This window comes from Spongiibacter nanhainus (assembly GCF_016132545.1).
GTDB lineage: Bacteria > Pseudomonadota > Gammaproteobacteria > Pseudomonadales > Spongiibacteraceae > Spongiibacter > Spongiibacter nanhainus.
On record NZ_CP066167.1, the window covers coordinates 2,217,663 to 2,242,070 of the forward strand.

At 57.7% G+C, this 24,408-nt stretch carries 21 protein-coding genes; 2 read left to right on the forward strand and 19 right to left on the reverse strand.

Features of this window, described 5'->3' with window-relative positions; all coding sequences use genetic code 11:
* Window positions 1–53: 53 nt before the first annotated feature.
* From purF to leuC, 15 genes are all read right to left on the reverse strand, one after another.
* On the reverse strand, window positions 54–1,574 hold the full coding sequence (gene purF, locus I6N98_RS10175; protein WP_198568263.1) for an amidophosphoribosyltransferase: 1,521 nt from the start codon (window positions 1,572–1,574) through the stop codon (window positions 54–56).
* A 54-nt stretch (window positions 1,575–1,628) separates the two neighbouring features.
* Window positions 1,629–2,150: a CvpA family protein gene (locus I6N98_RS10180; RefSeq protein WP_198568264.1), complete on the reverse strand. Its 522-nt coding sequence runs from the start codon at window positions 2,148–2,150 to the stop codon at window positions 1,629–1,631.
* 116 nt (window positions 2,151–2,266) lie between these two features.
* Window positions 2,267–2,932, reverse strand: a complete 666-nt coding sequence (locus I6N98_RS10185) for an SPOR domain-containing protein (protein WP_198568265.1) — start codon at window positions 2,930–2,932, stop codon at window positions 2,267–2,269.
* Window positions 2,929–4,227, reverse strand: a complete 1,299-nt coding sequence (folC, locus tag I6N98_RS10190; protein ID WP_198568266.1) for a bifunctional tetrahydrofolate synthase/dihydrofolate synthase — start codon at window positions 4,225–4,227, stop codon at window positions 2,929–2,931. Before folC ends, I6N98_RS10185 begins: the two co-directional genes overlap by 4 nt.
* A gap of 7 nt (window positions 4,228–4,234) precedes the next feature.
* The gene (accD, locus tag I6N98_RS10195) at window positions 4,235–5,107 is read right to left on the reverse strand and encodes an acetyl-CoA carboxylase, carboxyltransferase subunit beta (protein WP_198568267.1); all 873 of its coding nucleotides are present in this window, start codon (window positions 5,105–5,107) and stop codon (window positions 4,235–4,237) included.
* 74 nt (window positions 5,108–5,181) lie between these two features.
* Window positions 5,182–5,994 carry a tryptophan synthase subunit alpha gene (gene trpA, locus I6N98_RS10200; RefSeq protein ID WP_198568268.1) on the reverse strand — a complete coding sequence of 271 codons (813 nt, stop codon included), beginning with the start codon at window positions 5,992–5,994 and terminating at the stop codon, window positions 5,182–5,184.
* Window positions 5,995–6,045: 51 nt separating this feature from the next.
* A complete protein-coding gene (gene trpB / locus I6N98_RS10205; RefSeq protein ID WP_198568269.1) occupies window positions 6,046–7,266 on the reverse strand; it encodes a tryptophan synthase subunit beta in 1,221 nt (406 codons plus the stop codon).
* Between the two features lie 4 nt (window positions 7,267–7,270).
* A complete protein-coding gene (locus I6N98_RS10210) occupies window positions 7,271–7,927 on the reverse strand; it encodes a phosphoribosylanthranilate isomerase (RefSeq protein WP_198568270.1) in 657 nt (218 codons plus the stop codon).
* An 84-nt stretch (window positions 7,928–8,011) separates the two neighbouring features.
* The gene (gene truA / locus I6N98_RS10215; protein ID WP_198568271.1) at window positions 8,012–8,848 is read right to left on the reverse strand and encodes a tRNA pseudouridine(38-40) synthase TruA; all 837 of its coding nucleotides are present in this window, start codon (window positions 8,846–8,848) and stop codon (window positions 8,012–8,014) included.
* A gap of 4 nt (window positions 8,849–8,852) precedes the next feature.
* Window positions 8,853–12,284: a FimV/HubP family polar landmark protein gene (locus tag I6N98_RS10220; protein WP_198568272.1), complete on the reverse strand. Its 3,432-nt coding sequence runs from the start codon at window positions 12,282–12,284 to the stop codon at window positions 8,853–8,855.
* A 132-nt stretch (window positions 12,285–12,416) separates the two neighbouring features.
* Entirely contained in the window at window positions 12,417–13,385 is a 969-nt protein-coding gene (locus I6N98_RS10225; protein WP_198568273.1) for an Asd/ArgC dimerization domain-containing protein, read from the reverse strand.
* Window positions 13,386–14,504, reverse strand: coding sequence for an aspartate-semialdehyde dehydrogenase (gene asd, locus I6N98_RS10230; RefSeq protein ID WP_198571614.1), 1,119 nt, complete (start codon window positions 14,502–14,504; stop codon window positions 13,386–13,388).
* Window positions 14,505–14,546: 42 nt separating this feature from the next.
* Window positions 14,547–15,635 carry a 3-isopropylmalate dehydrogenase gene (leuB, locus tag I6N98_RS10235; protein ID WP_420496964.1) on the reverse strand — a complete coding sequence of 363 codons (1,089 nt, stop codon included), beginning with the start codon at window positions 15,633–15,635 and terminating at the stop codon, window positions 14,547–14,549.
* A 74-nt stretch (window positions 15,636–15,709) separates the two neighbouring features.
* Window positions 15,710–16,354 carry a 3-isopropylmalate dehydratase small subunit gene (gene leuD / locus I6N98_RS10240; protein ID WP_198568274.1) on the reverse strand — a complete coding sequence of 215 codons (645 nt, stop codon included), beginning with the start codon at window positions 16,352–16,354 and terminating at the stop codon, window positions 15,710–15,712.
* Window positions 16,351–17,787, reverse strand: coding sequence for a 3-isopropylmalate dehydratase large subunit (leuC, locus tag I6N98_RS10245; RefSeq protein ID WP_198568275.1), 1,437 nt, complete (start codon window positions 17,785–17,787; stop codon window positions 16,351–16,353). The genes leuD and leuC overlap by 4 nt, the downstream gene beginning before the upstream one ends.
* Window positions 17,788–17,904: 117 nt before the next feature.
* Between leuC and I6N98_RS10250 the strand changes: the two genes are divergently transcribed.
* Complete coding sequence (locus I6N98_RS10250) at window positions 17,905–18,783, forward strand: LysR family transcriptional regulator (RefSeq protein WP_198568276.1); 879 nt, start codon at window positions 17,905–17,907, stop codon at window positions 18,781–18,783.
* Window positions 18,784–18,788: 5 nt separating this feature from the next.
* On the opposite strand, the gene I6N98_RS10255 is transcribed toward I6N98_RS10250, so the two are convergent.
* The 4 genes from I6N98_RS10255 to I6N98_RS10270 all read right to left on the reverse strand — a co-directional run bounded on the left by I6N98_RS10255 (window position 18,789) and on the right by I6N98_RS10270 (window position 23,837).
* Window positions 18,789–19,403, reverse strand: a complete 615-nt coding sequence (locus tag I6N98_RS10255; RefSeq protein ID WP_198568277.1) for a nucleotidyltransferase family protein — start codon at window positions 19,401–19,403, stop codon at window positions 18,789–18,791.
* Window positions 19,400–20,386, reverse strand: a complete 987-nt coding sequence (locus I6N98_RS10260) for an XdhC family protein (RefSeq protein ID WP_198568278.1) — start codon at window positions 20,384–20,386, stop codon at window positions 19,400–19,402. The genes I6N98_RS10255 and I6N98_RS10260 overlap by 4 nt, the downstream gene beginning before the upstream one ends.
* A 105-nt stretch (window positions 20,387–20,491) precedes the next feature.
* Window positions 20,492–23,089 (reverse strand): TonB-dependent receptor, encoded by a 2,598-nt coding sequence (locus I6N98_RS10265; protein ID WP_198568279.1) that lies wholly within the window; start codon window positions 23,087–23,089, stop codon window positions 20,492–20,494.
* A 283-nt stretch (window positions 23,090–23,372) separates the two neighbouring features.
* Window positions 23,373–23,837: a flavodoxin family protein gene (locus I6N98_RS10270; RefSeq protein WP_198568280.1), complete on the reverse strand. Its 465-nt coding sequence runs from the start codon at window positions 23,835–23,837 to the stop codon at window positions 23,373–23,375.
* Window positions 23,838–23,945: 108 nt separating this feature from the next.
* On the opposite strand from I6N98_RS10270, the gene gloA reads away from it, so the two are divergent.
* A complete protein-coding gene (gloA, locus tag I6N98_RS10275; RefSeq protein WP_198568281.1) occupies window positions 23,946–24,386 on the forward strand; it encodes a lactoylglutathione lyase in 441 nt (146 codons plus the stop codon).
* Window positions 24,387–24,408: the final 22 nt, after the last annotated feature.

A 24,408-nucleotide genomic window follows, 5' to 3' on the forward strand; every position in this document is an offset into this window, starting at 1 on the left:
CCCTATCACGAAACATCTCTGTCACAAAACATCCCTATCACGAGACATCTCTATCACGAGACATCGTTATGCAGCCCAATCAGCGCGCCGTCACCAGCCGCCGCGTTTTTTGCGCTTTGGCTGGTGTCATTGCGGTCCGCTTCCAGGCGATCCAGGTAAGCCTGGTCAACATCACCGGTGGCGTAGTCACCGTTAAAGACCGCACATTCAAAGTCACTGATCTCGCTGTTGCCCTCGGCGGAGCAACTCAACAGGTCATCCAGGTCCTGATACAGCAACCAGTCTGCCCCGATCTCCTCCTGGATTTCTTCCACGCTGCGGTTGTTGGCTATTAACTCGTGGGCTGAAGGCATATCGATGCCGTAGACATTGGGGAAGCGCACCGGCGGCGACGCTGAGGCAAAGTACACTTTGCGGGCGCCCGCTTCTCGGGCCATCTCAATAATCTGCTGGCAGGTTGTACCCCGCACAATGGAGTCGTCCACCAGCATGACATTTTTATCGCGGAATTCCAGCTCAATGGCGTTAAGTTTCTGGCGCACGGATTTCTTGCGGGTATTTTGCCCCGGCATGATAAAGGTCCGGCCGATGTAACGGTTTTTGACCAAGCCTTCCCGGAACTTCACCCCCAGTCGCGACGCCATAGACTGGGCGGCTATGCGACTGGAATCCGGGATAGGGACAATCACGTCGATATCGTGATCGGGATAGTCCCGCAAAATCTTGTCCGCCAGTCGCTCCCCTTGACGCAGTCGCGCTTTATAGACTGACACGCCGTCCATAATTGAGTCAGGACGGGCAAAGTATACATGCTCAAAAATACAGGGGCGCAATTCAGTCTGCTGTGCACACTGACGCTTGTGTATCTGCCCCTGTAAATCGATATATACCGCCTCGCCCGGCGCCACGTCGCCAATCAGCTCGTAGCCGAGGGTATCCAGGGCCACACTCTCGGAGGCCAACATGTATTCCTTGCCATTGGCGTTTTCTCTAACACCGTATACCAGCGGCCGAATACCGTGGGGATCGCGAAAACCGATAACACCGTAGTTTGCAATCATCGCCACCACCGCATAGCCACCCCGGCAGCGGTTGTGTACTCCCGACACAGCCGCAAACAAATCATCAGAGCTGGGCACCAGTTTGCCCAGGCGCTGCAATTCGTGAGCAAACACATTGAGCAATACCTCGGAGTCCGACTCAGTATTCAAATGACGCAGGTCAGACTGGAACAGCTCTTTGGTAAGCTGGGCCGAGTTGGTCAGGTTGCCGTTGTGGGCCAGTGAGATGCCGTAGGGGGAGTTCACATAAAAAGGCTGAGCCAGTGCCGGGCTGGAGCTACCCGCCGTGGGGTAGCGCACGTGCCCGATGCCCATATTGCCGGTAAGGCGCTGCATATGGCGGGTGTGAAAGACGTCGCGAACCAAACCATTGCCCTTGCGCTGGTTGAGGCGGCCACCGTCGAAGGTCACGATCCCTGCGGCATCCTGCCCCCGGTGCTGTAACACCGTTAGCGCATCGTACAAATCCTGATTCACATTGCTTTTGGCAACTATGCCGGCAATACCACACATGCCATCTACCTCACTGGCGTTTGAATCTTTAAGCGAGTCACTAGGACCCGTTCCCTAACGGTGCGACGCCAGCAGCGACGACGCCCATTGCAGCAAATCATTGAAGGTTTGTTGCGACCAGTCGGTCATCAACAGAAACTCGGGTATCAACTGAGAGCTGCGCCACCACTCGTCCTGCTGTATACCGCTGAGCAGCGAGGGCAGCAAAATCACACTGGCCAATACCACGATAACACCCCGGGCCGTACCAAAAATCATGCCCAGCAAGCGGTCCGTACCACTGAGGCCAGTGCGCTTTACAATCATGGAAATCAAATACGTCGCCAAGCTACCCAGCACCAGTGTACCGGCAAAGAGGATGACATAGGCGAGAATATCCCGGACATAGGGTTTGCCGACCGAGGATTCCAACAGCGACACCATCGGTTGGTGGAAGGCCACCGCCACGAAAAAGGCCAGGGCCCAACTCAACAGGGACAGCGCTTCTTTGACAAACCCCCGCAGCAGACTGATCAGCGCCGATACGACAATGATCGCCACGATGACCCAGTCCGCCCAGTTAAAGCTCGTCAACACGGTTTTGGACTCCCTGCTGACCCGGCGCGCGGGTCGACTGATACGAAGGTCGGAATTCTATCAAGCCACGCCTCTCAGCCCAAGCCGCAGAGGCGGATATTCGGTGGGATAAGGCCTCAGGGCTTGGCCTCAAAACGGGTAACCAGCGACGAGACCCCAAAACGGGCGTCAATGTTTTTCTTCTCGGAGTCAGCGGTATTGCGGTTGAGCAAGGGGCCTACCAGCACCCGGTAGACCGGCTTGCTGCGATATTCCCGTTGATCGATATAGGCCTTGTGCCCCCCTTTCTGCAGACGCTCCTTAAGGGATGTGGCATTGGCCTCTTTGCTGAAACTGCCCACCTGAATCACCCAAGCTTCCGCCAGACCGTAGTCGTCGAGGCGACTGGACTCAGAGGCCGTCTCCTTCACCGCTTGGGGCTTGCTCTCTGGCTGAGGCTTGCTGGTCGGCTCCCCCTTAAGGTCAGCGGTATTACTGTTGTCTGGCTCCGGCTCATTGCGCGGAGCGTCGGTGGCGGCGCTTTTGTCGGGCTCGGCCTCAGCTTGCGGCTCGACATCTTTGGGCGCGAGTTGAGGCTGGGGGGCAACCAGGGGACGGTCAGCACTGGCGATCCCCCCCGGGCGCTCCGGGCTAATGCCCAATACCGGGTCTACGCGGGGTTCGGGGGGAATTTGGCTTTGCCGGTCTACCTTATATTCTGCCGGTCCGGTGAACAGCAAGGTCCATAAAATCACCCCACCGCAAAGCAGTACCAATGCCCCGACCAGACGCTGTCTCATCATGCCTGAATAGTCTCCTGACATGCCGGCAAACCCAATTCGGTCAGCGCGGTCATGGCTTCAGCAACAGTAAAAAACGATCCGAACACGACCACACGGTCGCCACTAGTGAGGGATGATACCGCGCCATGCAGGGCCTGCCCAAGGGATTCACCCTCAACTGAAACACAACCCCCGGCATTCGTCACAACCTTGGCAAGCTCATTCGGCGCCGCGGCGCGATCATTGTCGGTCAGTCTTGGCAATATCCACTCATCGATATGAGGGGCTATCAGCTCGACGATATCGGCGACGGCTTTATCTGCCATCACCGCAAACAGCGCCACAGTGCGCCCCGGCGCGGGCCGTCGACTCAGGTTGGCCGCAAGCAAGGCCACAGCCGCTGGATTGTGGGCGACATCCAGCACCACGTCGATCCCCCCCACATCAAAGTGCTGACAACGTCCCGCCAGCATCACCGTCGACAGGCCCTCTCGCACTGCTTGTTCGCTGAGCGGCAAATTCAGCAAATGCAGGGCCTGCAGGGCTGTGGCCAGGTTTTCCGGTGCCAGCCCCGGGTTGGGAAGGCATTCCATCGACAAGGTCTCGCCGGCCGCCGACAGCCCAAACCAACGCCAGGACTGGCCCTGGACCTCGGCGCCAAAATGCACATCGATCTGGTGCAACAGTGCTCCCTGCTGCTGACTGTAATCCAGCACCGATCGCGGCGGTTGCGGGTCGCCGCACACTGCCGGTTTGCCGGATCTAAGAATGCCTGCTTTCTCCCGACCGATAGTATCCCGGTCGTAACCCAGCCAGGCTTGGTGGTCCAGGTCTACTGAACTGATGACTGCCACGTCGGCATCGATGATATTGACCGCGTCCAGACGACCGCCTAGTCCGACTTCCAGCAGCACCACATCCAGCTCGGCCTGCTTAAACATCAGCAGCGCCGCGAGGGTGCCAAACTCGAAGTAAGTAAGTGACGTGCCCTGTCGGGCCTGATCTACCTGTTCAAAAACCGCACAGAGTGCATCGTCATTGGGGTAAACACCAGCGATACTGATGCGCTCGCGATAGTGCAGCAGGTGGGGCGAGGTATAGCAGCCGACCCGATAGCCCGCCGCGCCAAGCACGGCAGCCATGGTGGCAATACAGGAACCCTTGCCATTGGTGCCGGCAACGGTGACCACTGGGGTATCGAGCTGGATATTAAGGGCTTGGGCTACAGCGTTGATACGCTCCAGCCCGAGATCGATGTGTCGGGGGTGCTGACCTTCCATCCAAGTCAGCCAGTCCCCCAGTTGCGTAAACCGCATTCAGCGCCTAGTTCTGATAGTGGGTGAGATTTCCCAGTACCCGGTGCAAGGTATCGCGCATGTCTGCCCGGCGCACAATCATGTCGATGGCTCCGTGGGACAACAAAAACTCACTGCGCTGAAAGCCCGGTGGCAATTTTTGGCGAATCGTTTGTTCAATGATGTTAGGGCCAGCAAAACCCGCCCGGGCACCGGGCTCGGCAACATTGATATCGCCCAGCAGCGCCAGGCTGGCGGAGACACCGCCGTAGATCGGGTCGGTCAATACTGAAATATAAGGCACGCCATTTTGCTTGAGGCGCTCCAGCACGGCACTGGTCTTGGCCATTTGCATCAGTGAGATCAGCGCCTCCTGCATCCGCGCCCCACCGGAGGCCGAAAAACACACCAGCGGACAACGCTCCTGCAGGGCAACGTTAGCTGCCTGGGTGAATTTTTCCCCCACCGCTGAGCCCATCGACCCGCCGTGAAAGTTAAATTCAAAGGCCACCGCGACAACCGGAAGGGTTTTAACAGCGCCTTTGTAGGCAATCAGCGCGTCTTTTTCGCCGGTGGATTTTTGCGCGGCAGTCAGACGATCCCGGTATTTCTTCTTGTCTTTGAATTTAAGACGGTCCACCGGCTCAATGTCTTGCAGAATCTCTTCCCGTCCCTCCTCGTCGAGAAACAGTGCAAGCCGCCGGCGCGCACCGATGCGCATATGATGGTCACACTTGGGGCAAACGTCCTGGTTAGCCTCCAGCTCAGGACGGTAGAGAACGGCGTCACATTTAACGCACTTTTTCCACAGCCCTTCCGGCACCACGCCAGACTTGCTGCGCCGCTCGGAGGGATCCACCCGGCGTACACCAGTAGGAAGAATTTTGTCGACCCAACTCATTGTTTTCCACTTTCCTGTTCAGTGCTGAATTTTTTTGGTCTGCGCCGTTATTTTACTCGGCTATATTTTCTGGGTTATACCGCGTCGATAGCCTGGCGAATTTCGCCAATCAATCCCAGCGCTTCATCGATTTGCGGCCCAGTATCCTGGCTCACATCCACTTTGGCAAGCCGCTCGACCAGGGCACTGCCCACCACGACCCCTTCGCACAGCCCCGCCAAGGATGCCGCCGATTTGCCATCTTTGATGCCAAAGCCCACGGTCACCGGCAAATCGGTGTAGCTCTTGATTTTAGTCAGGTTGGCAGACACCGACTCCACGTCCAGATTGCCGGCGCCGGTCACGCCTTTTAGGGAAACGTAATAAAGATAGCCGGTGGCCAGCGAGGCGACTTTGGCAATGCGCTCGTCGCTGCTGGTCGGCGCCAGCAGGAAGATGCAGTCGATATCGTGGGCCTTCATAATGCGGCTGGGTTCTTCGGCCTCTTCCGGCGGCATATCCACCGTCAGTAATCCATCGATGCCGGCAGCCTTGGCCCGCTGGGCAAATACCTCGTAGCCCATATGCTCCACCGGGTTGGCATAGCCCATCAACACAATTGGGGTGCTGGAGTCTGTGTCCCGAAAACGGGCCACCATATCCAGGGCATTACTCAAACTGACGTGGTGGTGGAGCGCACGCTCATGGGCCAGCTGAATAACCGGCCCTTCGGCCATGGGGTCCGAAAAAGGAATGCCCAGCTCAATTATGTCGGCACCTTTGGCCACCAAGCAATGCATTAAATCGACGGTGACCTCAGGCTGGGGGTCGCCAGCTACAACATAGGGAACCAGAGCCTTGCGGCCCCGCTGCTTTAGCTGTTTAAAACACTCTGCAAGTCGACTCACTTCGACTCCTACTTCTGATTCGATGGTTTGTGGGTTGAACCAGTACAGCGATCAGTCGATGCCGATACCGTCCAAGCTCGCCACAGTATGAATATCCTTGTCGCCGCGGCCCGACAAATTCACCACTATGCTCTGCTCCGGAGACAGGGTAGCGGCGAGTTTTTCGGCGTAGGCAATCGCGTGGCTGGACTCCAGCGCCGGCATAATGCCCTCCACCAAGGTCAGTTTGCGGAATGCCGCCAGCGCTTCATCATCATTGATCGCGACATAATTAACTCGACCCACATCTTTCAACCAGGCGTGCTCTGGCCCCACGCCGGGGTAGTCCAAGCCTGCTGAAACCGAGTGGGTGTGCATGATCTGACCCGCCTCATCCTGCATCAGATAAGTGCGATTGCCATGCAGCACGCCGGGGGTACCGTCACTTAAGGGGGCGGCGTGCTCACCCGTTGCCACTCCGTGGCCGCCAGCCTCTACGCCGTACATAGCCACACTGGCGTCGTCCAGGAAGGGGTGGAACAAGCCAATGGCATTGGAACCGCCGCCCACGCAAGCGACCAGGGCATCGGGCAATGAACCGGTCATTTCCAGGCATTGGCGCCGGGCTTCCCGTCCGATCACCGACTGAAAATCCCGCACCAGCATCGGGTAGGGATGGGGCCCCGCCGCAGTGCCAATGATGTAAAAGGTGTCATCGACGTTGGTCACCCAATCCCGCATAGCCTCGTTCATGGCATCTTTGAGGGTTCGGGAGCCGGATTTAACCGAGATGACCTCGGCGCCCAACAGCTTCATCCGGTAAACATTGAGGGCCTGGCGGCGAATGTCCTCCTCACCCATGAACACCTGGCATTCCATGCCCAAGCGCGCGGCGATGGTGGCCGATGCCACACCGTGCTGGCCGGCGCCGGTTTCGGCGATCACCCGCTTCTTGCCCATATGCTTGGCCAGTAGCGCCTGCCCCACCGTGTTATTCACCTTGTGGGCACCGGTGTGGTTGAGGTCTTCTCGCTTGAGGTAGATCTGGGCACCGCCCACTTCCCGGGACCAACGCTCGGCGTGGTAGAGCGGTGAAGGCCGACCTACGTAGTGGGCGAGATCCCGATCCAGTTCGGCGACAAAATCAGGATCGTTGCTGAGCCGCTGGTAGGATGCAGCCAGCTCATCCAGGGCATAAATAAGTGTCTCTGACACGAAGCGCCCGCCGTAAGCACCGAAGTGCCCGCGTTCGTCGGGGAACTGTTGAAAATTGACCTGAGTGTTCTGTGTCACTGCTTTACTTCTCCACCTCTAAACTGCCTGGGTAAGATTGGTCCGCCTGAGCAACAGCTCGGATGAATTGGCGAACCGCCTCGGCATTTTTGCGTCCGGGACGCGCTTCGACGCCACCGCTGACATCGACCCCGTAGGGTTTCACCTGGGCAATGGCCCGGGCCACATTATCAGGCCTTAGCCCCCCTGCCAGCACCGTTTGCGCCGCCAACTGCGGCGGAATGCGCTGCCATTCAAAGGTCTCGCCAGTGCCGCCTGGCACGCCCGGCTTGTAGCTATCCAGCAACAGGCCTCTGGCAGCGGGGTAGCTTGCAGCCACCGCTGCCACGTCCGCGTCATCGCGCATACGTAGGGCCTTAATGTAGGGGCGTCCCAAAGACTGGCAAAATGCAGGTGTTTCCTTGCCGTGAAGCTGCAAAAGATCCAGGTGACAGCGCTCCGCGATCTTCATGATGTCGTCGCGCTCTGCATCGACAAACAGGCCAACGCAGGTCACAAAAGGAGGCAATTGCGCAACAATTTCCGCCGCCGCCTCAGGGCTTACCGCTCGCGGGCTGGGCGGATAGAACACAAAGCCCAAGGCGTCCGCGCCAGCGTCAGCGGCAATGAGCGCATCTTCGACGCAAGTAATGCCGCAAATTTTTACGCGGGTACGATGCACTCAGATTATTTCCGTCTACCAGCAGGGGCGCCGATTTTAGCAAATTCCCGCCATACTGTCTCGGAAAGGCGGCTATGCAGGCCCTTAAGTCTGCTCCCACCAGGACGGGCCTGGGGGAAGATTGGGCAGACCACACTCGGGAGGATAACTGACGTCCACCAGATACAAACCATCGGGGCGAGCAGTGACACCACCCTGGGTACGGTCGCGGCTATCGAGAACCTGCTGGGTCCAACCCGGCGCGGCCTGACCACTGCCTACCGCGGTCAATACGCCGACAATATTGCGCACCATGTGATGCAAAAAGGCATTGCCCTGAATATCCACCACCACCAAGCGGCCGCGCCGGGACACATTGATAAAGTGGATGTTGCGCATCGCAGTGCGGGACTGGCAGGACGCCGCCCGAAACGCGCTGAAGTCCCGCTCTCCCAGCAGACACTGGGCCTCCCGATGCATCAGCTCCTCATCAAGGGCTTGATCATACAGGGTTACTAGGCCGGAGAGGTGGGCAGAACGGCGGGCTTGATTGAGCAGGATATAGCGATAGCGCCGGGCCGTTGCAGAAAAACGAGCGTGGAAATCCGCCGCCATGGCGCCAGCCCAGATCACAGCCACCGAGCTGGGCAGCTTGGCATTTGCCCCAGCCACCCAGGCCTTGAGGGAGCGGCCGGTGGGCGCGTCAAAATGCACGACTTGATGGCTGGCGTGAACCCCGGCGTCGGTCCGCCCCGCACACAGCGTGGTTACCGGCGCCGCGGCCACCTCGCTGAGCGCGCGGTCCAATACCGATTGCACCGTGGCAACCTCGGGCTGGCCCTGACTTTGCCAGCCCCGGAAAGCGCTGCCGTTGTACTCTACAATAAGGGCAATGCGCTGCCCCGCCGCCAGCGGCTGATCGTTAAAACGTTGGAAGGACACTGACTTACAGCTGGTCGATCAGGCCCTGCGCTTCACTGCGCTGGGCGTCGTCGCCCTCTTCCAGCACCTCGTCGAGAATCTCCCGGGCGCCATCTTTGTCGCCCATGTCGACGTAGGCGCGAGCCAGATCCAGCTTGGTAGCCACCTCATCGGCATCACTGCCCAAAGAGAACTCACCGCCCTCCTCGGGGTCTGCGTCAAACTCGTCAAACACCAATTCCTCAACATCCAAATCACCGCTGTCGGTGGGAGCTGGGGTAGTGGCCTCCGGCGCGGCCACGGTGTCGTCCTGAGTTTGCATCAGTTCATCGGCGTAGTCGGCGCTTAGCTCACCATCCGCCTCGGCGTCGGCAGCCTCCATCAGGGCATTCAGCGTTTCTTCACTGCCATCGTCTTCAAAGTCGAACTCGCTGCTCGTGTCACCGGCGCCCGCCAAGCTATCAGCAGCGCTGCTTTCCGCTTCCTCGCTGGCTGGCTCACTGCTTTCAATACTGAGGTCATCACTGTCAAAGGTGGTAGCGGGCTGACTCTCTACTTGCCGGTCGTCCTCGATGTCAGCATCGGGGCTGTCCAGGCTATCGCCAAAGTCTGCCCCCAGATCTGAGCTCAGGTCACTTTCCAGATCGACTGAGAAATCGTCTTCCGCGTCTGATGACTCAGGTTCGTTGGCGGATGCTTCCTCGCCCGCTTCTGAGGTCGCGTCATCGGCATCGAAATTAAAGTCGGAGAGGTCCATGTCCAGCTCGGACAAGTCGCTTTCCCCAGGTTCTTCGGCTAGCGGTTCTTCGGCCAGCGGTTCTTCTGCTGGAGTCTCTTCAGCCGGTGTTTCTAAAGCCAGCGGCTCTTCAGCTGTGTCTATGTCTAACGTTTCAGCCCCGCCCAAACCCGCTTCAGGTGCCACAGGTTCCGGATCCAAGGTATCCAATTCAAACTCGGACAAATCCATATCCAGTTCGGGATCGTCTTCCTGTGCCGGCTCGGAGAAACTGGCCTCCTCACCAGCGGCAGAAAACTCACTGCCCTGCTCTTCCGTCTCCCCAATCGCTGCGTCCAGGTCTCCCAGATCGAAGTCAGTGTCGAAATCCAGATCACCCTCATCGGCATCGCGCTGGGCTTCTTCAAAGTCCAACTCAAAGTCACTGTTGCCCGCGACCTCAGTTTCGCTGTTATCCGATACCGATGGGCTTTCTTCCAGCTCGGCTTGAGTGACATCATCGGCCGGTGCTTCGAGTTCGCTGTCGCTGTCCAGGAAGGCCAGTTCGTCATCCAGTGCGTCCAGTGAAGCACTGTCGCTAGCCATGTCGCCACTCGCTGCGGCGCTGGGCTCATCCAACCAGTCGCTGACCCCCTCGATGGCAGACATCGATTCCTTGACCCTCGCTACGGCATCTTCGTCACCCATCTCACGAAGTTCGGCAAAGGCTTGCTGGAAGTTGTCCCGATCTCGGGTGTCCAGGTACAAGTCAATCAGTTTCACCCGCAGGGCACTGTTTTCCGGGTCCCGGGCGATGGCATTTTTCAGCAAACTGGAGGCCTGGTCATAGCGCCCATAGGCCACGTAAATCTCGGCTTCAGACATCACGTCGTCAGTCTGGGGCTGCACCGACTCGGCACCGCCTTCTGTGGCCGTTTCCCAAGCCGCGGACTGCTCCCAATCGGCACTGCCTTCGCTCAGGTCACTGTCTGAGGCCGGCTTGTCCAGATCCAGATCGTCGAGATCATCCAGGTCAAGGGAAGATGCCGCGGCAAAGGCGGTATCCTCACCGCTGCCCTCTTCGCCACCCTCGGCGCCGGGTTCTTCATTGAGCTGATCAAAATCCAAAGCGGTTTCAGCGGCGCCCGCCCCGTCAACAAACCCGGTGTTATCGTCGCCCTCAATAACGGGCTCATACTTGGGCTCGCCCTCGTCGCGATCTTTTGCTCGCTGCCGCAGGGCCAATATCAACAACACTATAATGACCAGGGCACCCAGAACCATTTGAACCATGCGGTTGCTGTACCAGGGCTCACTGCTGGATTGCGTGCTCTGCGCCGCAGGAGTTGGCTCAGACTCGCTGGCTTGCTTCGGTGTGGCGTCTTCCTGTTTGGCAGCGCCATCACTTTGTGCCGCCGCCTCATCTGCCGCATTGCTGTCTGCCACTACAGCGTCAGCCTGTCCCTCCGCTGCGCTTTCTTCTGTTGCTTCCGCGCTGCTGTCCTGCAAGTTTTGTTGATCCGTCTCGGCGAGATCGCTTTCACTGACGCCACTTTGCAGGGCCGCCAGCTGGCGGTTTTTCAGGGCAATCAGTTTTTGCAGTGTCTCGATCTGGGTCTCCATTTCCGTGACCCGGGACTGCATATTCTCGTTTTCAAGCTGCGCTCTCTCCAGCGCCTCCTTCTCTTCTTGCAGCTGACGCTCAAGGTCAGCGACATCACCGCTGCCAGCTTCACCTTCGCTGCCCGCACTCAGTGAAAAGCGCCCACCATCGCTGGATGCTGGCGCGGGACCCGTGGGCTCCGCTGATTTAGTGGCATCTACCTGTGGCGCAGTGGTCGCAGGCTCCGCTGCAGCGCTAGCGCTGGAGGCAGCCGGTTCGCCCCGCCAGCGGCGGTTTTGGTCGCGGATATCGGTAATTGCCTGATAGGGATCCACGGCCTGCACTTCAGATTCGCTGGGCAAACGCAGCACATAGCCGGATTTAATCTGGTTGATATTGTTGCCGATGAACGCGTCGGGGTTCTTGTTGTAAATCGCGATCATGGTCTGCTGGGTGGTCACCAGCGCACTGGGGCGGAAACGCTCCGCCAGGCGCCACATGGTATCTTTGTGCTGAATGCGATATTCGTCGGGATCTTCAGCGGGGGGTAGCACCGTTTGCTGAGCTTCTGGCCGCGCCTCAGGGGCCACCGGCGCCGCAGGTCCCCGGGCACCGCCCGGCTCAACCACTTCAGACTTTTTTACCGTATTGTCCGCAGCGTCCGAAGCATTGCTGGTGGTATCCGTCGGCGACGTCAACGCACTGCGCTGTGCGGCTTGCACCGGTGCGCTGTCACCACCGTATTGGGGAAGGTCCAGCAGCAGGGTATATTCCCGCAGCATGCGGCCATTGGGCCAGCGCAGCTCGACGATAAAATCGAGATAGGGTTCAACCACCGGGTCCTGAGTGGTCACCCGAATTTGGCTAAGCCCCGCTTCGTTGACCTCAACACTGAATTTAAGCTTGGACAAAAACTGAGTGCGGTCAATGCCAGACTCTTGGTAGGTCTGACGATCGGCCAGCTTGACGAGAATTTCCGCTTCGCTGAGTTCACCCACGTCCCGCAGTGGGATGCTGGCCTCGAGGGGCTGGTTCAGGGAGGATTTGAGCGAGATTTCACCCACGCCCAGCGCATGCACCAGACCACTTTGCAGGACCCCGGCGAGAAGTACCGCCTTGGCCAGCCTGTTACTCAACATATCGTCACCGTTCTCATTGCGGATGGTATAGGAGTCCGAATTGCCACCAGGGAGCTCATGACTATCGGCATACGCCTTATCATGGTGGCACCAGACCTAGAATTTATATCCGGTATTTTGCGTAAATATTAGCTAGCTGGCGTTTTTTATCAAGAATTGAAGCAAAGAGATGCAAGTATTTACCACACCGTGGCGCAGATAATCCCCGCTCAGAGCGAAGCGAAAGGCATTGGGATTGCGACGATCGGCAAAGAGAGCCCCGACCTGTATCCGCTCACTGTCGGCCAGTGCGACCGCCGATGGGGCCTCACCGGGCAGGTAGTCCAGCAAGCTATTACCGGCCCATCGTTCCCGCAACGACGGCAAATCGACACTCTGGTCGGTTTCTACCCGTACTTGGCAAAGATGGGCATGAAAAGCAGAAGCCATGCTGGCAAGACAGTTTACCTGAGGCGCAAAATTACCCACCGTCAAAAGGCGGGACAGGTTTTGCTCGATCTCGGCAGCGGAGGCATCAACCGCGACATTAAAAGCCAGGGGTTGGGAAAAAGACGACGCTGGTGGGGGCTGACCGTTGAGCATTCGCGCCGTTTCCGCCGCCAGCGTCTCCAAGCCAGGGCGACCGGCAACGGAGACTGGCAGCACAACGCTGAGATCGATACGGGCAATACCCTCCACACCGGCAAGAGCCAGAGCCACATTGTGGCTCACCACATCGGCAATCGCCCAACTGAGGCTACCTGCCTCGCCGGGCAGGTCCGCCCCGACCAGTAGACAATCATCCCGCTGGGCCAGGATGTCGGCGCAGTCCAGTAGTCGAATTCCCGCATCTTCGGCCCGACTTACCAGCTCGCTATCCGGAAGGCCCGGCAGGACCAACAATACCTCAATCGCCGACAGATCCAGCGCCGATAGCGTTGTTAGCGGCAGTGGCCGCCCTCGATACATGGGCGGCTCTGCGTCATCGCTGTAGCCGATGGCTAAGGGTGATGGCATATGGAGCTCACCCAGCTTGTCGAGCAGCGTCTCGCCGACCAGGGTATCCACCCCAGCCACCGCCACTTTATTCAGGTTTTCTAAGGTAGCCTCGGTGATGCTCATCTAGCCGATGTCACCCATTAAAATACGCAGCATCCGGCGCAGCGGCTCAGCCGCACCCCAGAGCAGCTGATCACCCACGGTGAAGGCATTCAGGAACTGGTCGCCCATGTTGGTTTTGCGCAAACGCCCCACCGGTACACCCAAGGTACCAGTGACCGCAGTAGGGGTCAGTTTTGCGAGGGTGGATTCCTTGTCATTGGGCACCACGGAGACCCAGTCGTTGGCTGAGGCGATGATCTCTTCCACAGACTCAATAGACACCGACTTATTTAGCTTGATGGTCAAGGCCTGGCTGTGGCAGCGCATGGCGCCGATACGCACACAGGTACCGTCAATCGGTACAGGGCTGGCGGAGCGACCGAGGATTTTGTTGGTTTCGGCCTGGGCTTTCCACTCTTCACGGCTCTGGCCATTTTCCAGGGCAGTATCGATCCAGGGCAACAAACTCCCCCCAAGGGCGTGGCCGAAGTTTTCTGTGGGGAAGGACTCGCCCCGCATGGCCTCAGCCACCTTGCGGTCGATGTCGAGGATATTACTGCGGGGGTCGGCCAGCTCGGTGGCGACACTGTCGCGGATGGCGCCCATCTGGTTGATCAGCTCCCGCATATTTTGCGCACCGGCGCCAGAGGCCGCCTGGTAAGTCTGGGCACTCACCCAGTCCACCAAGCCTTCCCGGAACAGGCCACCAATGCCCATCAGCATCAGGCTGACGGTGCAGTTGCCGCCAATGTAGTTTTTAACCCCTTTATCGAGGCCACCCTTGATCACATCCAGGTTGACTGGATCGAGGATGATAATGGCGTCGTCTTCCATGCGCAGTGAGGACGCCGCGTCGATCCAGTAGCCGTCCCAACCGCTGTCACGCAGGGGCTTGAATACTGATTTGGTGTAATCACCGCCCTGGCAGGAGATAATAATATCCATCGCTGCCAATTCGCCGATATCCGAGGCGTCTTTTAATGGCGGTATCTCGCGGCCAATAGCGGGACCCTCGCCCCCCACGTTGGAGGTGGTAAAGAAGATCGGCTCAATGCCGTCAAAGTCTTTCTCTTCCAACATGCGGCCCATCAATACTGAGCCAACCATGCCTCTCCAGCCTACAAATCCTACTTTTTTCATCATTCCTGTCCTCTAACTTTGAAGTCATTTCAACGCCGGGGTTTATTGGAATTCTTGGATTACAGCGTCACCCATTTCTGTGGTGCTCACAACTGCCTCGCCCTCTGCGGCAATATCCGCCGTGCGCAGGCCGCGGTCCAGCACCCGACTAACCGCATCTTCAATCGCCTGGGCCGCCTCCGCCTGATTAAGGGAATAGCGCAACATCATCGCCACTGACAGAATCGTCGCCAATGGATTGGCCTTGTTTTGGCCGGCGATATCCGGTGCGCTGCCGTGACAGGGCTCGTACATGCCCTTGCCGTTTACGTCCAGTGATGCCGAAGGCAGCATGCCGATGGAACCGGTCAACATCGCAGCCGCATCGGAGAGAATGTCACCAAACATGTTGCCGGTCACCATTACATCAAACTGCTTGGGAGCCCGTACCAGCTGCATGGCGGCGTTATCCACATACATGTGGCTCAGCTCTACGTCGGGGTAATCCTTGGCCATGTCCTGAATCACTTCCCGCCACAACATGGTGACTTCCAATACATTGGCCTTATCGACACTGCACAGCCGCCCACCGCGCTTGCGAGCCAATTCAAAGGCGACCTTGCCGATACGGCGAATTTCGGACTCACTGTAAACGTAGGTGTTGTAGCCCTGGCGCTCACCGCCCTCTAGCTCGCGGATGCCCCGGGGCTGACCAAAGTAAATGCCGCCGGTCAGCTCCCGCACAATCAGGATATCCAGCCCAGCCACCAGTTCGGGCTTCAGCGAGGACGCATCGGCCAACTGGGGGTACAACAGCGCCGGGCGCAGATTGCCAAACAGATCCAGCTTGGAGCGAATCGCCAGCAAACCGGCTTTCTCTGGCCGCTCTGCAGGGGGCAGGTTATCCCATTTCGGGCCACCCACCGCACCCAGCAAAATGGCATCCGCCTTTTCGCACAGGGCCATGGTTTCCGACGGCAGCGCCGTGCCTGTGGCGTCGATGGCGGCGCCACCAACCAGAGCCTCTTCCAATGCGAGGTTGAGCTGCCACTTTTCATTGACCAGGCTCAGAACCCGACTGGCCTGGGCCATGATTTCTGGACCGATGCCGTCGCCGGCGAGGATCGCGATGGTTTTTGCTGTGCTTGTCACGTTGGCAATTTCCTATCTAGGTAGCAGAGCGCGCGTGGCGCGTCTCACTCTAAGAGTCAAAATTCTGGATCAATCTAACTGGCTCTAAACAACCAGGGCGATTTTTGCTGCCATTTGGCTTCGAAGGCGCGAATGTCCTCGGCGTCCTCCAGAGTCAGGCCAATGTCGTCCAGACCGTTAATCAGGCAATGTTTGCGGAAGCTGTCCACCTCGAAGGGAATCTCGTCCCCGGATGGCGTGCGAATAGTTTGCGCCGGCAGATCGACCTCGAGGGCATAAGCCTCTTGATCGTACATTTCCTTAAAGAGCTTATCGACAATTTCTGCTTTTAAAACAATAGGAAGTATCCCATTTTTAAAGCAGTTATTGAAAAATATATCGGCAAAACTGGGGGCGATGACACAGCGAAACCCATAATCTTCCAGCGCCCAGGGCGCGTGCTCACGGCTGGAACCGCAGCCGAAATTTTCCCTGGCCAGCAAGATCGAGGCTCCCCGATAGCGCGCCTGGTTGAGAGGGAAATCCGGGTTTAATGGACGCTGACTGCAGTCCTGGCCGGGGCGCCCTTCATCCAGATAGCGCAGTTCATCAAACAGGTTGGGGCCAAAGCCACTGCGCTTGATGGACTTCAGAAACTGCTTGGGGATGATCATGTCGGTGTCGACATTGGCGCGATCCATCGGCGCGGCTATGCCTTTGAGAGTGGTAAAGGCTTTCATGCGGCATCCCCCTTCATAAAGTCTCGAACGTCAACAAAGTGACCGGCAATGGCTGCTGCGGCCGCCATAGCCGGGCTCACCAGGTGGGTGCGACCACCAAAGCCCTGACGCCCTTCAAAGTTGCGGTTAGAGGTGGACGCGCAGTGCTCGCCCTGCCCCAGTTTGTCGGCGTTCATCGCCAGACACATAGAACAGCCCGGCTCCCGCCACAACAAGCCCGCTTCGGTAAAGATCTTATCCAGGCCCTCCTGCTCGGCTTGTTGCTTGACCAAACCCGACCCGGGCACCACCAGCGCCTCTTTGACATTGGCGGCGACTTTTTTACCCTTGACCACGGCAGCTGCCTCACGCAGATCTTCGATGCGGGAGTTGGTGCAGGAACCGATAAAGATCTTGTCCAACTGAATGTCGGTAATGCTCTGATGGGCTTTTAGCCCCATGTAGTTCAACGCCGACTCACAGGCACTGCGCTTGACCGGATCGTCGAAATCCTCCGGTGCCGGCACCTGACCACCTACCGGGCCAACCATTTCCGGGCTGGTGCCCCAGGTCACTTGCGGCTGGATATCGGCGCCATCCAGAGTCACCACTGCGTCAAACTGTGCATCGTCATCACTGTGCAGGGTTTGCCAATAATCCACCGCCTGCTGCCACTGATCGCCGCTGGGTGCAAAGGGCCGCCCGGCCACATAGTCGATGGTGGTTTGATCCACCGCCACCATGCCCACCCGGGCACCGGCCTCGATGGCCATATTGCAGATGGTCATCCGCCCTTCCATCGACAGTTTGCGAATCACCTCGCCGCCGAACTCAATGGCATAACCGGTACCGCCGGCGGTACCGATTTTACCGATAACGGCCAGTACCACATCTTTGGCGGTTACCCCTGGGCCCAATTCGCCATCGACCCGCACCAGCATGTTTTTGCTTTTTTTCTGGATCAGACACTGGGTGGCCAGCACATGCTCTACTTCAGAAGTGCCAATACCGTGGGCCAGGGCCCCCAACGCGCCGTGGGTGGCGGTGTGGGAGTCACCACAAACCACCGTCATGCCCGGCAAGGTCGCGCCCTGCTCCGGGCCCACCACGTGCACAATACCTTGGCGCACATCGTTGATGGCAAACTCGGTGATACCGAATTCGTCACAGTTTTCATCCAGGGTACGTACCTGAATCCGCGAGACCTCGTCCTCGATACCGTCCACCCCGCCACTGCGCTGGGTCTTTTCAGTGGGCACGTTATGGTCCGGCGTTGCCAAATTGGCGTCGATACGCCAGGGCTTGCGACCCGCCAGCCTCAGCCCCTCAAAGGCCTGGGGCGAGGTCACTTCGTGAACCAGCTGCCGATCAATGTAAATCAAGGAAGTGCCGTCGTCCCGGGTTTTAACGACGTGGTCATCCCAAAGTTTGTCGTAGAGGGTTTTGCCCGCCATCACTGTCTCTTCCGTCGTAGTTAGATATGGCATGCATTTTAAGGACAGGCAGAAGATAACTCAAATTCATATTTTTTATTATTTGAATTCCACAATGGAATAGTTAAGCTAGACCGTATGGATACCCAGTCATTGAATGCTTTCTTGGCGGTGGCGGATGCCGGCTCCTTTTCTCAGGCCGCCGAGCAGCTTCACCTTACCCAGCCGGCCGTGTCAAAACGCATCGCCGCATTAGAGCGGCAATTAAACTGCCGGCTGTTCGACCGCATCGGCCGTCACGTTAATCTCACTGAGGCCGGCGCCGCCCTGCTACCCCGGGCCAAGCGGATTCTGCTAGATATTGATGAAGCCCAACGCAGTATCGATGATCTGCGGGGAGATGTGGCGGGACGGCTGAGCATGGGCATTAGCCACCATATCGGCCTGCACCGCTTGCCACCGGTACTGCGGGAGTTTACCCGCCGCCATCCCGGTGTACAGCTGGATATCGACTTTATGGATTCGGAGCGGGCCCACGATCGCATCCTCCACGGTGAAATGGATTTGGCGGTGATCACCCTGGCTCCCAGCAAAGAAGAACAGCTGAAAAGCATCGCGATTTGGGATGATCCCTTGATGGTGGCCGTGGCCCGAGACCACCCATTGGCCGACAGGGGAACGGTGACCGCCACCATGTTGAGCCGTTACACAGCCCTGCCACCCGGACTGAACACTTACACCGGGCAAATCATCAAGCAACTGTTTGACGAGCAGGGGCTGGCGATGAATGTGGGGATGTCCACCAACTACCTGGAAACCATCAAAGTCATGGTGAGCATTGGTTTAGGCTGGAGTATTTTGCCTCTCACCCTGCTGGATGATTCGGTAACGGCATTGAAGCTCGAGGGTCGATACCTCCATCGCCAGTTGGGCTGCGTGCACCACCGCAATCGCAGCCTGTCCAATGCCGCCCGCGCCTTTATCGGCCTGCTTGAGAAACACCGCATTCAAACCTAAGGACCTCACGGCGTCGGCGGGTCTAGCGACTTAACCACCTCTGCCAGCGCCGCCGGCGTGTCCACGTCCCGGTATATACCGGGGTCCGCCAACTCGAGGGGCAAAACACTGCCTGCCCGGTTTTGGCGAAGGGATTGAATCAAGCCTTTGGCGCCGCTATCTCCGGAGAGGGACAGCAGCTCGGGCCAAAATTGGCGGCCGATAGCCACTGGATGGCCGCGATGCCCCTGGCAAAAGGGCACGACCACCCGATCCCCCGCCGCCTTGGCCGCCACTTCTCGTATTGAATGGATTCGAATCAGAGGCAAGTCGGCGGGCATGACCAACATCGCCTCCCGGCTGCCATCGGGATCATCTGCCAACAGTTGCGCGACCGCTGCGGCCAGGCTGGCGCCCATGCCGGCTTCCGCGCCATCCACCAATATTGACGGCACCGGCAGTTGATCCGCCAGGGGATCCCCGCGACGCAGCACCGGTCGAACGTCCAGGCCCGCCTTGCCACCCCGCCGAATCATTGCTCGCAGCATCTCACCTCCCTTGGGGAGAGTAAGCCGCCGCTTGTCGATGTCGCCGAACCGGCGGCTGCTGCCCGCCGCCAGAATCAGCAGCGGCAGACTCATGACGATTGGCGCTCCGCTGCTGCCCGTTTGGCCTTGGCCCGGCACTGGGTCAACTCTGCCATTACCGCCACGGCTATTTCCATCGCCGATTTACTGCCGATGGGCAGTCCCACCGGGGCGTGCAGGCGGGCAATCTGCGACTCATTGAGCTCCAGTTGCAACAGCCGCTGGCGGCGCTTGTCGCTGGTGCGCTGAGATCCCAACGCCCCGACGTAAAACAATGTCGAGCTCTGCAAGGCTTCCATCAGGGCCATATCATCAATGCGGGGATCGTGGGTGAGGGTTATCACGATACTGTAGGGGTCGGTGGCGTGCTCCCTGACCGCATCGTCAGGCATCTGGCACACTGTGTCGGCGCCCAAGCAATGCCACTGTTGCAAACGCTCCTCCCTGGGGTCGCAGACCAGAACTCGGTAATCCATGGCCAAAGCCAACTCGGCAATGCAGCGCGCCAGCTCGTTGGCCCCCACCAGCAACAACTGGTAACGAGGACCAAAGTCTTGCTGTAAAAGGCTATCGCTAAGCTTCAGAGTCTCGCAGTGGTCGATATCATCGATCTGCCAGCCCCCCTGCTCGAGGTCAACAATGCGCCGCACTCCCCGCCTTCCGGCCAGCGCCCCCGCCAGGCACAACAAATCGACCTGCTGCTGCGAGCCCGGCATCAAACACTCCACCATGACTTGCATCCTGCCACCGCAGGGCAAACCAAAGCGCTCGTTTTCCTCTGGTGTGACACCGTACTCGATGATTTCTGGAGCATGGCTTGTCGGCTCGTTGCCAAGCAGACGCTCCAGCAGGTCATCTTCGATGCAGCCCCCAGACAAGGAGCCGGTGACTTCGCCATCATTGCCCAGAAAAAGCAGGGAACCCAATGGCCGCGGGGATGCCCCTACGGTAGAGACAATGGTACACAGGAAGCCGTAGTTGCCCTGTTCCAAATGGCTATATGCCGCCTCGAAGACCAGCTGATCAACTGTTTTCACCGCTGTTCCTAATTCGCCAAAACCCGAGCATTCTACTGTGTTGGGCAGATATAAAAAACGCCGCGTAAAAGCGGCGTTATCAAGGCGAGGAAACTTATACCGGTATCAGTACCAGCGATAGGTTCCCTGAATCGCAAAGCTGCGTGGTGGTTCTATAAAGCCATAGTGACCGATACTGCCGAAGATGTTGCTGGAGAGCGGCGTATCGTTGGAGTAGGAAATGACGGTTTCATCGGTGATGTTTTTACCCAGCAACGCCACTTCCCAGCCAGCGACCACATCGGCAATAGACAGGCGAATATTGGTCTTCACGTAAGCGTCTTGCTCCTGGCTCGGATCGAGGTTTTGCGAGGAGTTGTAGTCACCAGTGAAGACAAAGTCAGCACCACCGCGGAATTCCAAGTCATCGCTAACCATCGTGGTGTACACCAGGCCGACGTTACCAGAATAATCCGCTACGTACTGGTTGGTTTTGCCTTTGTAGTCACAAAACTCTACACCGTCTACCACCGTATCAGCGGGCTGCCCCTGGTAACACTGGCCGTTGTCGTAGTCAGTGAATTCGAAGTCCAGCAGCGCCAGTGCACCGGTCATCATCAAGTTCTCGGTCAGCGCGATACGGCCATCCAGTTCGATACCCATGGTGGTCGCCGCACCGGCGTTACCCACGTTAAAGCCAAGGGTACCGTCGAAGATACTGACCTGCAGATCGTCGTACTCGGTATAGAAGGCGGCGATATTCAGCTCAGCTGCACCATCCATCAAAGTGGTTTTAGCGCCCACTTCCAGACTGGTGGCCTCTTCTTCTTCGTACTCAAAGCTACCCACAAGTACCACGGGTTCGCCGTTATCCAGGTTCTGGATGGGGCGAATCTGGTTAGTATCAGGTGAGGCGTTAGAACGAGCATCGTAACCACCGGATTTAAAGCCGCGGCTTATAGTGGCGTAGAGCATCATGTCGTCGCTGTAGTCGTACTGCAGGTTCAGCGATGGCGACAAGGCGCTCTCGGTGCGACTGCCCTTCAAGTTATGGCGCTCTGCCGAGAAGTTCTTGGCGACCACAGTATCAATCTCGCCCTCGTCCGGACGTTCGCCCGTAGCTCGATTCACAAAATCGAGACTGCGGCTACCGTCTTTCTCTTCATAGGAGTAGCGCACACCGAAGGTGGCGCGGAACAGGTCGGTGATATTCCAAGTGGTTTGCAAGAAGACAGAGAACAGGTCCGAGTCACTGGAGAAATAGCGAGGCGTGCCCAGGTTACGAATGGCATCACCCGCGTCACCAATGCCCCCGAGGTCCAGGGCGTTCAACAGGCCAGCGTCGGCCAGCGGCGTCAGCAAGGCTTCCAGCGGAGTGCCCGCTAGGTTACTGAGCAATACATCATCAAGAGGACCACCTTGCAAGTCGGCAGGTGGGCGCTCGCCCCGGCCACCAAACTCCTGAATATCGGCGGCATTGAGCAGACCCGGCAGAATATCGCTGTCTACCCGAATGCTGTCGTAGAAATCCAACTCACTGTGATGCAGGTAGGCGCCACCAATAAATTCAAAAGTCTCCCCTACTGGCGAGACCCAGCGGAATTCCTGGCTAAACTGCTTGTACTCTTCTTCCGCCGCCACACTAAAGACCGGTGCACCGGTAAAGTCACAGTCACAAAGTTCATCGGTTTCATATCCGAGGATACCGGTGATAAAGGTAAACTGGTGACCGTCGCGGTAGTAATCAACGTTCAGGGTGAGGTTCTGGGTGTCGTTGTAACTGAAGTCACCGTTTGAAGAACGCTTAAAATCCTGGCGGTTATTCAGTACCGAAGAATCGGCATCAACTTGAGCCAGGACCAAAGGCCCTACCGCAACTTCGGTAAAATCGAGGATCTGGCCATAGGTTCTGCCGTTAAAGGCCCCAGTATCCGACGTGGAGGGCTGATCGTTGATGATCTCAATCTGGCGGCCATCAACATCGAACTTGCCGGCCTCCAACTTCAGTGCTGCAACCAGGTCGGGGTTAACATCCCACTCTAGCATCAGGCGGATGGTTTGCTCGTCTCGCTGGGGCTCGTCGCGATTCAAGGTCAGGTTTTCCAGGTGACCGTCAATGTCGCGCTTGCGCACTGCCAGTCGGGCGCCAATACTGTCGGTGAGGGGACCCGACAGAATCACGTCGAGAATCCGCTCATTAAAATCGGGCTCATAGGTGGCCGACACCGAGCCTTCAAACTCTTGACCAGGCTTGGCCGAAATCAGACTCAGTGCACCGGCGATACTATTTTTACCAAACAGGATGTTCTGAGGTCCGCGAAGTACCTCCACTCGCTCCAGATCAAGGAAGGGTGCACGAGTCAGCTGGGCACGCCCATAGCTCACGCCATCGAAATACATCCCTACAGACTGCTCAAAACCAGGGTTGATACCCGAGCCGATACCGCGAATGTAGATGTTGGTGCCGATACCGGTTTCCGACATGGTCAGATTGGGCACATAGGCCTGTAGATCTTCGATCTTGGCGATACCCGCCTCGGCCATTTTGTCGCCGGTTACAGCGTTTACCGAAACAGGAACATCCTGCAGACTTTCGGCCCGAATAGTGGCCGTAACGATGACCTCCTCGAGTACCGGTGCAGCCGATACGGGTAGCGATGCCAGCGATACTGCGGCAGCCAAAGCGGATGAATGGAATGGGGTGAACAGTTTTTTCAAGGCCATGTGACCTCCAGGTGCCATAAGATTAGTTATTAGAGTTCGAATGCTGCGGCGAGATTGGTAGCCCTCAGCCCTACACTCTGTGTTTCTACTTCGGTGTATCTACTTTCGGTGTATCTACTTCAGTTTATCTAGTTTTATTCTTTTGGCCGATATGAATCGGCCCCTATATGTTTTCAGCGCAAACATACATCATCATATTAATATTAGCAATGAAAACATGATATTAGTCTAACGTATTTAAGCCACACTGCCAGTGGCCTCCCTTGCCGACTTTAGTCGATGCCTAATAAACCCCCATCTGCAATCCGGTGGCAAAAGCCTCCCCAAGCTCCCGAGCCCATTGCAGGTGCTCTTTTGTGGGCGAGCCGTGACACAGAGTCGGTTCACAGACTTCCTTGAAAGGATAGGCCCTGGCGATGCGCTGCCACTGAGCTATGGCATTACTACCGTCATTGCCGGAACACAAAAACAGACCGTAGGGTCTGGTAATCCCGTGGTCGATACATGGGTACAAGGTACGATCAAAAAATTCCTTGATGCCGCCAGGTAAATAACCCGCATATTCCGGTGTAAAAAGCAGCAGCCCCTGACACCATTGCAAATCCCGGGTCCCGGCCTCCGCGGCCCGCCTCAGTCGCACCTGCGCCCCTGACTCCAGCCCACCTTCCCTGGCCCGGTAGGCTAGACGGGCGTTGCGGCCCGACTGGCTGTGATAAACGATCAGCAAATGTGCCTTGCTATCGGCCACAATAACTACTCCATACGGTGTATTGGTCTGGATCGATTGCGCCAGGGCAATTGAAAGTGTAGTTTTTCACAGCCTATCTACCCTCTTGCAGCAACAACGGATCAGTTTATGAAGTACTTGCACACCATGGTTCGGGTCAGCGACCTCGATGCCTCACTGCACTTTTATACCGACTTACTGGGCCTGAAGGAAATCAGGCGCTACGACAGCGAGCAGGGCCGCTTCACCTTGGTCTTTCTCGCCGCGCCAGAAGATGCTGAGAATGCGGAGGCCAACAACACACCCTGCGTGGAATTAACCTATAACTGGGATCCTGAAACCTACACCGGCGGTCGCAACTTCGGTCACCTGGCCTACGCAGTGGACGATATTTACGCTACCTGCCAACACCTGATGGATAACGGTGTAACCATTAACCGACCACCTCGAGACGGGCATATGGCCTTTATCCGTTCGCCAGACAATATTTCGGTTGAGCTGCTTCAAAAAGGTGACGCCAAACCGGCCATGGAGCCCTGGGCATCTATGGAAAACAGTGGTGAATGGTAAGGGGCTGGACAGACGCTACCCC

What these genes read in the sequence shown, in the direction of transcription:
- purF (WP_198568263.1), bottom strand. Translation starts at nt 1,574, where the DNA reads ATGTGTGGTATTGCCGGCATAGTTGCCAAAAGCAATGTGAATCAGGAT.
- I6N98_RS10185 (WP_198568265.1), bottom strand. Translation starts at nt 2,932, where the DNA reads ATGATGAGACAGCGTCTGGTCGGGGCATTGGTACTGCTTTGCGGTGGG.
- folC (WP_198568266.1), bottom strand. Translation starts at nt 4,227, where the DNA reads ATGCGGTTTACGCAACTGGGGGACTGGCTGACTTGGATGGAAGGTCAG.
- accD (WP_198568267.1), bottom strand. Translation starts at nt 5,107, where the DNA reads ATGAGTTGGGTCGACAAAATTCTTCCTACTGGTGTACGCCGGGTGGAT.
- I6N98_RS10220 (WP_198568272.1), bottom strand. Translation starts at nt 12,284, where the DNA reads ATGTTGAGTAACAGGCTGGCCAAGGCGGTACTTCTCGCCGGGGTCCTG.
- I6N98_RS10225 (WP_198568273.1), bottom strand. Translation starts at nt 13,385, where the DNA reads ATGAGCATCACCGAGGCTACCTTAGAAAACCTGAATAAAGTGGCGGTG.
- asd (WP_198571614.1), bottom strand. Translation starts at nt 14,504, where the DNA reads ATGAAAAAAGTAGGATTTGTAGGCTGGAGAGGCATGGTTGGCTCAGTA.
- leuD (WP_198568274.1), bottom strand. Translation starts at nt 16,354, where the DNA reads ATGAAAGCCTTTACCACTCTCAAAGGCATAGCCGCGCCGATGGATCGC.
- leuC (WP_198568275.1), bottom strand. Translation starts at nt 17,787, where the DNA reads ATGGCGGGCAAAACCCTCTACGACAAACTTTGGGATGACCACGTCGTT.
- I6N98_RS10250 (WP_198568276.1), top strand. Translation starts at nt 17,905, where the DNA reads ATGGATACCCAGTCATTGAATGCTTTCTTGGCGGTGGCGGATGCCGGC.
- I6N98_RS10255 (WP_198568277.1), bottom strand. Translation starts at nt 19,403, where the DNA reads ATGAGTCTGCCGCTGCTGATTCTGGCGGCGGGCAGCAGCCGCCGGTTC.
- I6N98_RS10265 (WP_198568279.1), bottom strand. Translation starts at nt 23,089, where the DNA reads ATGGCCTTGAAAAAACTGTTCACCCCATTCCATTCATCCGCTTTGGCT.
- gloA (WP_198568281.1), top strand. Translation starts at nt 23,946, where the DNA reads ATGAAGTACTTGCACACCATGGTTCGGGTCAGCGACCTCGATGCCTCA.